Raw genomic sequence first — 13,237 nt, 5'->3', positions numbered from 1 at the left:
GCAAAATGTCCAATTTTGGGCAGTGTGATAGCGCAATTACCCACCGGCAAAGTAATGTATAGGCTATGAGTCGACAAACAGGCACCAATAGTCCCACCTCCATGGCGGGATACCTCTTTGCATTCATCCTGCTTTCACTACTACTAGGTTTAGTTGGGGCTGGTCTTCTACTCCCAGCCACCGCTGCTTTCGGTAGTGTCGCAAAGGCAGGATTAAATACTTTTGATGAACTTCCTGACGAGTTCACCATTACTGAGCCTTCCGAACAATCCGTGATTTTAGCGGCAGACGGATCCCTGCTGGCCCGTTTCTACGCGGAAGACCGCATTATTGTTGCCGAAGACCAGATCTCTGAAGCCATGAAGAAAGCTATCGTCGCCACCGAAGACCGCCGTTTCTTCCAACACCATGGCGTTGACGGGCAAGGTGTCCTGCGCGCTTTCGTCTCCACAGTGCTTTCTAACGACCGCCAAGGTGCCTCCACTCTCACCCAGCAGCTGGTTAAAAACACCCTAATTGAAGCTGGCATCCAGCAGGGCGACCAGTCAGCGATTGCGAGCGCTAAAGTTCCCACCCTCGGCCGCAAGGTCAGGGAAATGAACTACGCGCTCGCCCTCGAACAACGCTGGTCCAAAGACCAGATCCTGACCCGCTACCTAAACATCGCCCCCTTCGGACCCAATATTTACGGTGTCGAATCCGCTTCGCTACGCTACTTCTCCGTCCACGCAAAAGACCTGAACTTCGCGCAGGCGGCACTTTTGGCTGGCATCACGAAGTCCCCGGTCGCCTACGATCCATTGAAGAAACCCGAAAACGCTAAGAACCGTCGCGACACAGTAGCTTCACTACTGCTGAGCGAAGGCTACATTGACCAGAAGCAACACGACGAGATTGTGGCCACCCCAATTGAGGAGCTGTTGAAACCCTCCACTCGGGCAGCGGGCTGTGCCACCGCCGGCAACGCCGCCTACTACTGTGAATATGTGATGGCGGAGCTGCTACAGAATGAGTCACTGGGCAAAACCAAGGGAGCCCGTCGTTCCGCGCTGATGCGTGGCGGTTTGACCATCAAGACCTCCCTCGACCCGAGGATGCAAAACCTCGCCCACCAGGCCGTCATCGATCACGTGCCTATCGGCGACCCCTCCAATATCAAGATGGCACTCAGCTCCGTAGAACCCGGCACCGGCTGGATCCGTGCAATGGCACAAAACACCAACTACGGTGTGCCGACAGAGAAAGACAAGACCCGCGACTTCGTCTCCTACAATGCCGACACCGCCCACCGCGGCGGGGAAGGCCAGCAGACCGGTTCATCTTTCAAACCGATGACCCTGGGCGCCTGGTTCACAGACCAGCACAGCGGCTATGAAGTAGTGGGCGGACGCACCTCGTACGGACCGAAAGACTTCAGTGCCTCCTGCCCTGAAGGTCATCCCCTCAGCACCCAGTGGAAGGTCAGGAACTCCGCTGGCATGTCACCGGCCCCCCGCGACGTGATTGGGTCAACCCAGCGTTCACTGAACACCTCCTACGCCGATATGGCCTCGAAGATAAAAGACCTGTGCAAGATTCGTGACTTCGCTATCCGTGCCGGCGCAGTCGATGGCAACGGAAGAATTGACTCTTTCAGCCCCTCCTCCATCCTCGGTACCGGATCCGTACCACCGCTACACATGGCTAACGCCTACGCGACCTTCGCCGCACACGGCAAGCGTTGCCAGCCGTCAGCAATCGTCCAAATCCTGGACCGCAACGGAGACATTATTGACTCCCCGCAGCCGAAGTGTGAGCAGACCATTGACCCGAAGGTCGCGGACCAGGTCACCCTCGTCCTCGAACAAACCAACCGCTTCTACCAGGGACAAGGATTTGCTGGGCTGGGACGTCCCGCCGCCAGCAAGACCGGCACCACCCAGAACCACTGGAACGGTTGGCTGGTCGGCTACACCCCGCAACTATCCACCGCCGTTTGGATGGGACACTCCACTGGTCTAATCCCGATGGAAAGAGTCACCATTAACGGCCGCTACTGGCGGCGCGTTTACGGCTCCGACATTTCCGGGCGCGCCTGGACGCAATACATGCGTGGCGCAATGGAAGGCGTCCCGGTACAGGGCTTCAACAGTGTTTCCATCGGTCAGCGTCCGAAGGCACCAGAAGCGGAAGAATCAGAAGCAACACACGGCCCCGTCGCCCCTACAGCACCAATCGAATAGCTAGCCAATGTCTGTTTCACCCAAACTGGTTGCCGGCACTAGCGTGCTGGCTACCGGCGCGGCAATGGGTTTCGGCTGGGCAGCCTTCGAACGCCATTGGATGCGGCTGAGCCGAATCACCGTGCCGGCGCATCCGGATGCGCCAGAATTGAAAATCCTGCACATCTCGGATCTACATTTAACTACCCGCACGGACTGGATTGTGGATTTCGTGCGCTCTCTAGCGGACTTAAAGCCCGACTTTGTGGTGTCTACCGGAGACAACTTCAACTCTCGGGACGCTCTGGAGCAAGTCACCCGCGCCTACGAGCCACTCCTTGAGTTCCCCGGGGCTTTCGTACTGGGATCGCACGACTTTTATTCACCGTACTCATCCTCTTGGTCGAAATACCTGCGGAAAGATTCTCGCAAAATTGGGGACCGGAAACGACACCGGATACCGGATCTACCAACCGAACAGTTCACGCAGCTGCTCACCTCTAACGGCTGGGTGAACGCCCAAAATCGGGCCGAGGGCGTCTGGGTGGAAACAGCCGCAGGCAAAGCCGGAATCTGCCTAGTTGGAACCGGTGACGCACATGAGAATGCGGACAGCTTAGAACATATTGGCCTTTGGCCTGACCCGCCACTGACCGCTGAAGACTCTGGCACAGACACACCCTCGTCCCTCTCCCAGACAGCGGGAACGCTGAAACTAGCTTTGACACACGCCCCCTACCAGCGGGTGCTGAACGCCTTCACGCAGGCGGAAGCTGACCTGATTGTGGCGGGACATACGCATGGCGGGCAACTGTGCGTGCCCTTCTACGGGGCATTGGTGACGAACTGCGATCTGCCGCGTAGCTATGCTTCCGGGCTGGGAATCTGGCCTCCCAAAAAGTCTGGGCGCGAGCAGCTGGAGGACACTGATCCGGCGGGTTCGCGCCAGTCTTGGCTGCATGTCAGTGCGGGCCTGGGCACCACCTATCAGGCACCTTTCCGGTTTGCTTGCCGGCCCACCGCCACCTTGCTGGAGCTGGATCCCGGCCCCCGCGGCTGAGCGCACTCAAGGTGGGCGACGCTTAGTTCCCGCCCAGTGGCGCACTGGTTTCCCCGCGGCAGTGCTTTGTTTACGCGCAACACCACAGTGGTTTCTGGCGGCCTGGCGCGCTATTTCCAGACTGTGCCAGCTACCACCAACGATTAAGTTGGCTCATTGCTTCAGATTCGCTATACTTATCCAGTCTGCTTGTAAAAGTCAGCAACGGGGTATGGCGCAGCTTGGTAGCGCGCTTCGTTCGGGACGAAGAGGCCGTGGGTTCAAATCCCGCTACCCCGACCATGTGATGTCTCCCGACATATGTCCGCATATGTCGGGGGATTTTCTTTGTTTTTGGGGTTTATGTTTCGCGTCATTTGTCCGCTTGTGGGATTTGATGTTGTACGTCTTTGTCCGCGTGATTCCTCAGATTTCACCGCGTCCATGGGGGACAAGGGGGATTGTCAGCGGCGACGCTTAGGATATACTCAGCAATGATGAACACTGACAGAACCAGCCTCAACTCCGTTAAGGCCACCGCCGACCGGCCCAAACGTAACCCTCGGCCGGCCTGGATGAGAAATAAAGCCTGGGTCCCTGACCAGCATGGCGCCTGGGGGATGCTACTGATCCCCCTGATCGTTGGCGTTTATTTGAGCGGGCTCAGCCCAGCGCATCCACTGTTACTACTGACTGCCCTGCTGGGTTTTCTGGCTTTCCATGCGGTCAGCCTCTGGTGGAAAACCAGATTAAAACCGCGCTTTCGCACACCCTCGCTCACCTACCTTGGTTTATTCACACTCTCTGCCCTGGCCCTAGTGTTTTGGCAGCCGCAAATCCTGTGGTGGTTTGTGGCGACTCCGTTGGGGTTGCTTGCAATCTGGCGGGCCTACCAGCGGGATGAGCGATCCTTGCTGGCGCGAGTCTCCATTATTTTGGTTGCCAGCCTACTGACCCCCATCGCCTACGATTTGGGGACCGGCTTTGCCCGCCCCGCGGTAAGTGACCCCGTGTCGTGGTGGCCAAGTGGCGCACTCCATCAGCCCAGCGGCTGGCCCTGGGTCTGGTACTGCACGCTGCTGCTGGCCCTGTACTTTATTGGGACCGTCCCCTTCGTGAAAACTATGATCCGGCAGCGCCGCTCCAATACGTGGCTACTAGGCTCCTTGACCTATCATGCTCTAGTGGCCGCTGTCGTGGCAGTGCTTGCCAGCCAGCAGTTGGTTTCTTGGCTGGCCGCCGGCATGTGGGTGCTACTGCTAGCCCGGGCTGCAGGCTTTCCGCTTTGGATGCGGCGCACCGGCAAGCCCGTCAAACCCGCCATTATTGGGGCAACCGAAACAGTAACTTCGCTACTAGTGTTATTTTCAGTCCTCGCTTGAGCCCTCCTGATAGGCTGAAATCAGTAAAAGACCGCTTCAGGAAGGAAACATCATGGGTTTCGTTATTAGTACTATCGGTGGCGCTGTTGGGCTATGGGTTTCAGCCTGGCTAATTCCCGGCATTGACGTCACGCAGGGCACTTCCACCCTCTCCACGGTGATGATCTTCCTGCTGTTAGGGGCAATCTTTACACTGCTCAATAAGCTGGTCCGCCCCGTCATTAAGCTGGTGTCCCTGCCTCTCTACCTGCTCACACTAGGCTTATTCTCCCTAGTTGTGAACGCCATGATTATCGGTTTGACCGGCTGGGTGACCTCCCATCTGGAATGGGGCATGACAGTGAGCGGCTTCTGGCCTGCGGTTGGTGCCGGCCTAATTACCGCCATTATCAGCAGCCTTGTGATCACTGTTTTGCGCACCTTCGACCCGAAGAACTAATCCTTCGTAGCCTCTAGCGGCGCGTACTTTTGTACCTGTGGCGGCAGTTCACGCTGCCGTATGCCCAGGTCCCGCGTCGCCTCATAGCTGAACAGTCGGCTGCGCGTGCCCGCCACGCCCTCGTCCCCCAGCCCGAGGAAATCCTTACGATAGTCCGCGAACTCCTCCACCACGGGATAACCCGTAGCCTCCACTTCCCGCATCGTTTTCGCGTACTCTTTCGCGGCATGAGATTGCGTGGCCGTAAGCCTCGAATCACGCCCCTTCACCACCACGGCGTGGCTTTCCGAGGGCGCCAGATGCTTCGTGCCGAGGGCGGTCACCGGGTCAGTACTATGGCGCAAACTCAAAGCCTTGATCCGGCCAGGTAACGGGGCACTCAAGGCCGGCGCCCCCAAAGTGGTGACTACGCCAATATTGAACCTCTCCTGCACGGTCGAATCTGCGGCCAATAATTGGACGGTCGCCCCACCCAAAGAATGACCCACCAGCTCAACCGGGTCATCCGGGCTGATGCCCGCCTGATTCATCGCGGACAACACCGCCGCCGTATGGGTGGTGGCTTCCCCAGCGACGCTCTCCAAATCAGAGTCGAAACCCTGCGGGCTCAAACTGACCGGCGACCAGTTCTGCGTGCCCTGCACAATCACTGTCCACGAATTCCCCTGCGCTCCCTCATGTTTCACAATATGGATACGCCCCTCCGTGTAAGCGTCCACGCCAACTGGCCGAGGCAGATCATCAAGCCGGGTAATCAGCTGCGAAAGCTGATAATCCGTCTTCACCCGCTGCCCATTACTGCCGCGGAACCGCCCCTCAGTAACTGCCACCTCCCCTAAAGGCGGCAACAGCAGCGGCAACATCCCCCGCAGATCACTGAGCAGCACAGCGAAAGTTTGCGTATTAGACTGGGCGGCTTCACCGCCGAAGATGCTGGGAGCCTGCTGACTGATAAGTTTCCGGGCGCTAGTGCGCCCCAACTGCCAGCCCAAAGTCTCACCCGCATCATTCACCAGCCCAATCCCGAGGGCGGCCACCCCAATCAAGCTGTGGTTAAGCAAGAACCCCGCCAGGTCATCAGTACCTTTTGAGACTTCCTCAGGCCGGCCCGTCTGAAAGCCCTCCAGCACGGTAGCGACACTCTTACCGATAAATAGCCCAGACATCCACTGCCTCCGAGCTGACGGCATGAAATACCAGGCCGCGGAGGGAATCTGCTCAAGCCACTGCACCTCCCCCAGCCCGCGAGCCCGCAACTCCGCCCCATCGAATACGCTAGAGATTTGCAACAACCGGTCAGTTAGGTCCTCCACTTGTTGTAGCAGCGCCGCCGCCTGCCATTGAAAATCCTCCGTCGTAGCGGCCAACACCTCTAAGGCCCGGGCATGATCGCGCCGAGCCTGCGCCAAAGCCACCATCGCTGGGGTCAACTCCGCGGGTGGGGCCGCAAACTGGCGGCCATAGCTGGGGTAGCTCTCTGGGGAAACACTGGCCCGCCAACGCAACTCACTGGCCTCACTGCGGCACTGCTGGACCAGCTGATCAGCATCCACCACCAGTTGCTGCTGCCTTCCCGTCACCGCCCGCAGTTGCAGGGCCCGCTGCCCAATCAGTTCAGGGTCAGCCCGCCACGGATTATGACCACCCACCACCAGCACATCATGCTGCTCACCGGAAACTACTTCATCTGACAGTTTCACCAGGCACCCCCGAGCGTTGGGGTGGCCGCCGCCAAAGCCCGCCACTGCGCCTCTTCCCAGACCAAGCGACGGTGCCGAGCCTCCACCTCAGCGGCCTGCGCCTGCAAAAACTGAAGCCACTGCAACTTTTCGGCGGCAGCCGACAGCTGTTTAGCCTGCGCGCACACCCTCGTCCATTCTGCTTGAAAACCCGCAGCGGTAGGCCCCTCCCAGGCGCCAAGCAGATTCCACGCAAGCAGGGCATCTTGCAGCATTTCAGTTTGCGCACCCAAACGGCAGGCCGCGCTTTCCAACTCCCCAGCAGTCATTGTTCCTCCCTTCTGGAAGGCTCAACTTAGCAGCTTGCCGGGACGGATTTCATGCCCCAAGCACCCAGGTTGTGGATATCTTTCCCTGTGGAAAACTACGGGGTGGGGTCCCCAAACCAAGCCAAATAGTAAGAGTAAAAGTTGAGATTACCCCAAGAAGTACACTCATCCTCACCGCCCGCCAAAGTCACCGCGTTCGGCTGATGCGGCGTGTAATTGTAAAGCGCTGCGGTAGCCCGATTCTTAATCCGCACCTTCCCTGAACCGCAGGAAGGGTTAGCGTTGTACGGCACTTCAGAGCGCTTCCCCGCATAGAACTGATACTTGCCTTCCTCAATGCTGTACCGGGCCAGCTGTCGGGCCGCATGGTAAACCTGATTAGTGAAGCCCTCAAACTGCGGATCGCACGGCTGATCGTCAGGGCAGGCGTAACCCATCGCAATCTGGTAGCGGCGCGGCGTCAGATTATCAGAAGACGCCGTCAACAGGCCCTGCTCCTTCTGCAAAGTCACCAGCAGCACCGCCGGGTTAAGACCGCACGCATCTGCAGCTTTCTTAACGATCGAGGCGGCAGTGTCACCGGACGCGCCCTGGAATCCGACCGGACAGAACTCATCTGCCGGGAAACTACCGGAATCCTCCGTGAAATCAGCCAGGCAAGGGACACCTTCCGGGCCGGGACGGCAACCCTTCCCGACCGTTTCAATAAACTCCTTGATCTGCGCTTCAGTCATCGCGCCCGGACGGAAAAACAGCTTGTCATCAATGATGCGGCCCGGATCAAAACCCTCCCGCGAGAGCGGCGGCGTCTTCGGTTCCGGCAACATCTGCGTGGACTGCTGCTCATCCCCAGAAAATGCGGACACCACTGTGGAAATCAGGCTCATCATGCCCCACAGCAGCAAGGCCACCAGCACGGTTCCAATCATCATGACAGGGACTTTCCGGATTCCTTTCGGGCCGTGCGCCGGGCGGGACCCGTTTTGGGGCCGAGGACGAGGGCGCGGCTGTGCTTGCGACGCCGGTGAAAACCGAGGCTGCGGCTGCCGTCGGCCCTGCCCTTGCGGGCGTCTTGCCTGCCGGGCAACTCCCTCGTCCCCACCCCCAGTAGGGCCAGAACTTTGCGGCCTAGCTGCCGGGCGCGGACGACCCGCCGGTGGTTGCTGACCCGGCTGCCAATTTGGACGATTCGCGCTCATAGACGTATTTTTACACACAATCAACGTGGCACAGCTTAACCAAGCCTAGTAAAGTGTAGTTATGGTTTTTGATGATGGTGCAACAAGTACACAAAATGATCCCCGTGAGAATCTGTCCTGGCAAGGATTCGGCGACGCAATGCGCGAATTGGCGCGTCAGGTCCGTGATTCCGGCTGGATGCCCGACCTGATTGTGGCTGTCGCCCGTGGTGGCCTGCTACCGGCCGGCGCCGTCAGCTACGCCCTCGGGGTGAAAGCGATGGGCACCATGAATGTTGAGTTCTACACCGATGTGGCAGAAACCCTGCCGGAGCCGGTGCTGCTACCCCCGCTGATGGATGTTTCCGCCCTCGACGGCAAACGCGTCCTAGTGGTTGATGACGTAGCGGACTCAGGTAAAACTTTGAAAATGGTTATGCAACTGATTCGTGAACGCGGCCTCTCCCTCGACGGGGAAACCTCCGTGCAGGTTGACGCCCGCTCCATGGTGATCTACGAAAAGTCGCGCTCCATCATTAAACCCGACTACGTTTGGAAAGACACCGACCTGTGGATTAACTTCCCCTGGTCAGTGCTGCCGCCGGTGACTACAGAAAACACCAGCAACTGAGTCCAGTTTCGGTATTGGCAAAATTCGGCTTTATCCTTAGGGTCTGCTTGTAGACTAGCCGGTAGGAACATATCTACGCGGGCGATGGCCGCCCGGCATAGTTTTCGACTCCGGAAGGAACTTCATGAGTGCACCTACAGAGGTCACAATGGAACGCATTAGTAGTTTGCTGGAAGAGCAGGGTCTACGCACCCAAGCTGACCCTTCAGGCAAAGCCATAATGGTCCCATTTTTGAACATTATTTTTATCTGCCAGCTGGCTGGCTCAACTTTTTCCGTGCAGGGAGTTTGGCGCGGCGACTTGGCTGATCCGACGGACCGCGCCAAAGCGGTTGCTTTTGTGCAATCCCATAACGCGAACGCATTGCTACCGAAAGTTTACTTGGCCGACAATGAGGAAGAAGTTAAACTCCACACCGAGTCGAACACTGTGGTGCCCGCCGGTTTGAATGATGTTCAGCTGGTCCAGTTCCTGCAGGTTAGTTTAACCGCTTCACTGCATGTGGTCAGCGAGATTGAAAAGCTCCTACCGCATTTGGTGACCTGGGCTGATGAAGCAAAGAAGTCCGGCCCGGCAGCACAGTCTAAGGAGCAGAACTGATGAGCAATCCAACTCCTGACAACACTCAGCTCCGTCCTTTAACGATTGAGCGCATTACAGAACTTTTTGACAGCCAGGGTTTCAACTATCAGGTCACTGACGGCCAGATCCAGACCGGCTTCGGTGACGTCCCCATGCAGATCCAGTTGGAGGCCGGCGGCGCTTTCGTACTGTTCCGCGGCATGTGGCATGCCAGCCTTTCGGAGCAGAACGCGGCCATCGCGAACTCGCATATTTCGCAGCGTCACCGCACCACCTACTTCCCAACTTTCTACACGATTCAAGATAATGACGGCTACCAGGTAATCGCTGACGTTTGCCTGTTCATTGGGCAGCCTGGGGCCGAGGGACAGTCCGCCGGAATCACCGACGCCCAGCTGGCCAGCTATCTTGGCGTGTTTGAGATGCTGGAGCGTGAGATTTCTGAGCTGTCTGAAGCAGTCACTGCGGATTTAAGCTAACACTTTTTGGGCAAACCGCCGGGCCCGTGTGGAGTGATTTCCACCAACCCGGCGGTTTGTTGCGTCGGTGGGGTTGGTCGGCCCAGCTGTTCCGCCCGCCGCCGGCCTACCTAAACCCAGCGGCCACAACCATCCCAACAGCGGCCCATCCCGCCGCCGGCGCGGCTCACCTCACCGACTGTGACCCTTACCAACAATTGTGCACCTTCTACGGTGCACAATTAACACTAAAGTGCACACTCGCCGGAACTGCGTGGGGAAGTACCAGTTTCTACCTATTTTGTGTGGCAAAATCCCACACACAAACGAAATTGTGTGGAAAAAACACGTTTTTAGCCCAAATTTGGCCAATTTTTGGCTTTTTCGCACACACAAACAAAACTGTGTGGAATTCTTCCACACAATTCCTGCCTCTTGCGGCAGGAGACTCTGCTCAACTCCGCTAAATTCACGCAGCTGCGCTAGGAAGTGGCGCCAGCGGCGCGAACTTCCGCAGCGATCTGCGGGTAGATACGCTCAATCGTCGCTAAGGTCTCCACGAAGTCATCCATATCGCCATACCAAGGATCAGGCATGTCCGCGCCCACCCCGGCAGTATCAAAATCTCGCATCAGGTGGAGATTCTGCGCGGGACCAGCGCCGGAAGTAGTGGAGGAAGCGGTGGTAGACGCAGAAGCGAAATCGGCGGAAGAAGCGGAGGCAGCGGAGGCAGCGGAGGCAGCGCCAGTATTAGTGGCGGCAGTAGCGTCAGCTGCTGCCATCCCGCGCAAGCGCCCCAAATGATTACCGGTAGCCGCCAGCACCAAATCATAATCTGCTAACTCGCCCGGCTGAACCTGTCGGGCCCGATGGCCGGTAACTTCATAACCATTTTCCCGCAACACCTGCGCAGCCCGATAATCGATCGGGTTACCCTGCTCCTCCGCAGAAACCCCAGCAGAATCCACTTGGACATCCAGCCCATCTTCAGCAAAACGCTGCTCGAAAACCATTTTGGCCATCGCAGAACGGCAAATATTGCCAGTACACACTGTTAAAATCCGAAAAGTCATATTGCACCTTCACACTCAGGGGGATGCGGTATCAAAACACTACAATAGCAAGTGGACAACCAAACCCACGCGCAAGCCACCGCAACACCAACCATGGCGGCCGCCACCCCAGATAACTCAGCAAAAATAAAGCGGGCCGAGGGTAAGCCACACACTCACCCTCGGCCCCAAGCTAAAGCAAACCTGACTCAAGCAACCCAAACCACCCAAGCCAAGCCAGCTAAACCAAAGTCAGCAGACTAGAAATCCCAGTCGTCGTCCTCAGTCTCCTCCACGTCACCCATCACATAGGATGAGCCGGAACCGGAGAAGAAGTCGTGATTCTCATCAGCGTTCGGAGACAGGGAAGCCAAAATGGCGGGAGACACGTCGGTAGCGTCCGGCGGGAACAAAGCCTCGTAACCCAGATTCATGAGGGCCTTATTAGCGTTGTAGCGCAGGAACTTCTTGACGTCCTCAGTCAAACCTAGCGGATCGTATAGATCCTCAGTGTACTGCTCCTCATTCTCATACAGCTCATACATGAGGCTGAAAACGTACTCTTTCATTTCAGCCTGACGCTCCGGAGTTTCCTCCGCCAAGGCCAGCTGATACTTGTAGCCAATGTAGTAGCCGTGGACGGCCTCGTCACGAATAATCAGACGAATCAAATCAGCGGTATTCGTCAGCTTCGCATGCGAAGACCAGTACATAGGAGCGTAGAAGCCCGAGTAGAACAGGAAGGACTCCAACATGGTGGAGGCTGCTTTACGCTTCAACGGATCAGTGCCGTCATAGTAGCCCTGCACGATAGCAGCCTTGCGTTGCAGTGCCTCATTCTCTTCAGACCAGCGGAAGGCCTCATTGATTTCCTCAGTGGAAAGCAGGGTGGAGAAAATCGAGGAGTAGGACTTCGCGTGCACCGACTCCATGAACGCAATATTGGTGTAGACGGCTTCCTCATGCGGGGTACGCGAATCAGGAATCAGACTGATTGCGCCAACCGTGCCCTGCAGGGTGTCCAGCAGGGTCAAACCGGTGAACACGCGGGTGGTCATCAGTTTCTCTTCCTCATTGAGGGTCTTCCAAGAAGGAATATCGTTCGACAACGGAATTTTTTCAGGCAGCCAGAAGTTACCGGTTAGACGATCCCAAACTTCGACGTCTTTTTCATCAATAATTTTGTTCCAGTTAATGGCCTGGATCGGTTCATGCTCAAAGTACATTCTTGGCCTTTCCGCTGCAAATAGGTTCTGGGGGTAGTCTTGGCACCGTCCCAGCAAGGGCGTACCAAGGTCCTAACTATTGTGTCACAAAGTGGGGGACGAGGATGTGTTGCTGCACGGAATCCTCAGCAATGAGCGAAAACTAACTTTAAGTGATTCACAGTCTGGAGTTTCCGCCTGTTTGCCCGTAAAGTAGAGACGTGACAGAAGTCGATATCATGACCCCCCGCGGAATCCGACTATCCGCCACGTTGACCGAACCGGTTGATGCGCGCGGCTCAGTCGTGGTTTTTGTGCACTCTTTTTTGAGTGACCGGCATAGTGGCGGGCATTTCGATAAGCTAGCTGCCGCCTACCGGGGTGCCGGGTATGCCACTCTTTTATTCGATTTTTCCGGTTGCGGCTTGTCCGAGGATGACGCCATTACCGCCGCACACCAGGTGGAGGATTTACGCTCCGTCTGCTCATGGTTAGCTGACCGCGGCTACGCGCACCAGATTATTCACGCCCACTCTTTCGGCGCGGTTATTGCTTTGAAAGCTAAGCCCCCGGTGGGGACCATGATTTTATCCTCCCCGGTGGTGGGCCCCATTTTCTTTGATTGGAATGAGATTTTCTCACCCGAACAGTTGGATGATTTGGAAAGCCGTCGCGTTACCCGGATTCCTGACGATTCGGAAGGGCCACGTGAATGGTTCGTGATCACTCGGGACACGCTTAAGGACCTGTCCTTGAATGACACCAGTGAACTGCTGTCTGATTTGGAGGCACCAGTGAGCATCATTTTTGACGCTGACGATATGGGCTTGGATAGTATCGGTCAGGCGCAGGAGGCTTTCCCGCTGCTACCTAATGGTTCCACTATTCATGTGGAGCATGCCTGCCATTTCGCTAATCTTGACGAATGTCAGTCTCTGCTGGAAAGGTCTTTGGCATGGGCGACGAGGCATGTCAGTCCGGCCCTTCCCAAGCAGCGCGTCAAGCGCTCATGAGCCGCTAGTCACTTAACATTGCTCTTAGCCTGAGAGTAAGACAGAATA

Annotated in this window: 14 protein-coding genes and 1 tRNA gene; 10 read left to right on the top strand and 5 right to left on the bottom strand. The window is 57.0% G+C overall.

The genetic code is table 11. The features are described from left to right. The first annotated feature begins 65 nt into the window (after positions 1-65). The 5 genes from BM477_RS01400 (at position 66) to BM477_RS01380 (ending at position 5,061) form a co-directional block, all read left to right on the top strand. Positions 66-2,222 (top strand): transglycosylase domain-containing protein, encoded by a 2,157-nt coding sequence (locus BM477_RS01400; protein ID WP_075360869.1) that lies wholly within the window; start codon positions 66-68, stop codon positions 2,220-2,222. Between the two features lie 7 nt (positions 2,223-2,229). After that, entirely contained in the window at positions 2,230-3,261 is a 1,032-nt protein-coding gene (locus tag BM477_RS01395) for a metallophosphoesterase (RefSeq protein ID WP_075360868.1), read from the top strand. A 205-nt stretch (positions 3,262-3,466) separates the two neighbouring features. Next, positions 3,467-3,543, top strand: a tRNA-Pro gene (locus tag BM477_RS01390). Positions 3,544-3,734: 191 nt separating this feature from the next. Continuing rightward, complete coding sequence (locus tag BM477_RS01385) at positions 3,735-4,622, top strand: YwiC-like family protein (RefSeq protein WP_075360867.1); 888 nt, start codon at positions 3,735-3,737, stop codon at positions 4,620-4,622. Between the two features lie 52 nt (positions 4,623-4,674). Then, positions 4,675-5,061, top strand: a complete 387-nt coding sequence (locus BM477_RS01380; protein WP_075360866.1) for a phage holin family protein — start codon at positions 4,675-4,677, stop codon at positions 5,059-5,061. Here BM477_RS01380 and BM477_RS01375 read toward each other — a convergent pair. From BM477_RS01375 to BM477_RS01365, 3 genes are all read right to left on the bottom strand, one after another. After that, the gene (locus BM477_RS01375) at positions 5,058-6,761 is read right to left on the bottom strand and encodes an alpha/beta hydrolase family protein (RefSeq protein WP_075360865.1); all 1,704 of its coding nucleotides are present in this window, start codon (positions 6,759-6,761) and stop codon (positions 5,058-5,060) included. The genes BM477_RS01380 and BM477_RS01375 overlap by 4 nt on opposite strands. Then, a complete protein-coding gene (locus tag BM477_RS01370) occupies positions 6,758-7,069 on the bottom strand; it encodes a hypothetical protein (protein WP_075360864.1) in 312 nt (103 codons plus the stop codon). The genes BM477_RS01375 and BM477_RS01370 overlap by 4 nt, the downstream gene beginning before the upstream one ends. Before the next feature lie 95 nt (positions 7,070-7,164). Continuing rightward, on the bottom strand, positions 7,165-8,268 hold the full coding sequence (locus BM477_RS01365; RefSeq protein ID WP_143230164.1) for a hemagglutinin: 1,104 nt from the start codon (positions 8,266-8,268) through the stop codon (positions 7,165-7,167). Positions 8,269-8,329: 61 nt separating this feature from the next. On the opposite strand from BM477_RS01365, the gene BM477_RS01360 reads away from it, so the two are divergent. From BM477_RS01360 to BM477_RS01350, 3 genes are all read left to right on the top strand, one after another. Continuing rightward, the gene (locus BM477_RS01360) at positions 8,330-8,878 is read left to right on the top strand and encodes a phosphoribosyltransferase (protein WP_075360863.1); all 549 of its coding nucleotides are present in this window, start codon (positions 8,330-8,332) and stop codon (positions 8,876-8,878) included. 124 nt (positions 8,879-9,002) lie between these two features. Beyond that, positions 9,003-9,479, top strand: coding sequence for a YbjN domain-containing protein (locus BM477_RS01355; RefSeq protein WP_084543619.1), 477 nt, complete (start codon positions 9,003-9,005; stop codon positions 9,477-9,479). Further along, positions 9,479-9,940, top strand: a complete 462-nt coding sequence (locus tag BM477_RS01350; protein ID WP_075360861.1) for a YbjN domain-containing protein — start codon at positions 9,479-9,481, stop codon at positions 9,938-9,940. The genes BM477_RS01355 and BM477_RS01350 overlap by 1 nt, the downstream gene beginning before the upstream one ends. Positions 9,941-10,401: 461 nt before the next feature. Here the strand turns inward: BM477_RS01350 and BM477_RS01345 are convergent, their stop codons facing one another. After that, a complete protein-coding gene (locus BM477_RS01345; protein WP_075360860.1) occupies positions 10,402-10,992 on the bottom strand; it encodes a low molecular weight protein-tyrosine-phosphatase in 591 nt (196 codons plus the stop codon). Between the two features lie 51 nt (positions 10,993-11,043). Here BM477_RS01345 and BM477_RS08250 point away from each other — a divergent pair, with 51 nt between their 5' ends. After that, positions 11,044-11,235, top strand: a complete 192-nt coding sequence (locus tag BM477_RS08250; RefSeq protein WP_143230163.1) for a hypothetical protein — start codon at positions 11,044-11,046, stop codon at positions 11,233-11,235. Here the strand turns inward: BM477_RS08250 and nrdF are convergent. After that, the gene (nrdF, locus tag BM477_RS01340) at positions 11,232-12,197 is read right to left on the bottom strand and encodes a class 1b ribonucleoside-diphosphate reductase subunit beta (protein WP_075360859.1); all 966 of its coding nucleotides are present in this window, start codon (positions 12,195-12,197) and stop codon (positions 11,232-11,234) included. The genes BM477_RS08250 and nrdF overlap by 4 nt on opposite strands. Before the next feature lie 200 nt (positions 12,198-12,397). Here nrdF and BM477_RS01335 point away from each other — a divergent pair, with 200 nt between their 5' ends. Next, the gene (locus BM477_RS01335; protein ID WP_075360858.1) at positions 12,398-13,189 is read left to right on the top strand and encodes an alpha/beta hydrolase; all 792 of its coding nucleotides are present in this window, start codon (positions 12,398-12,400) and stop codon (positions 13,187-13,189) included. Positions 13,190-13,237 lie beyond the last annotated feature (48 nt).

Source organism: Boudabousia marimammalium (assembly GCF_001936115.1).
Lineage (GTDB): Bacteria > Actinomycetota > Actinomycetes > Actinomycetales > Actinomycetaceae > Boudabousia > Boudabousia marimammalium.
This window is presented reverse-complemented; position numbering and strand designations above follow the sequence as displayed.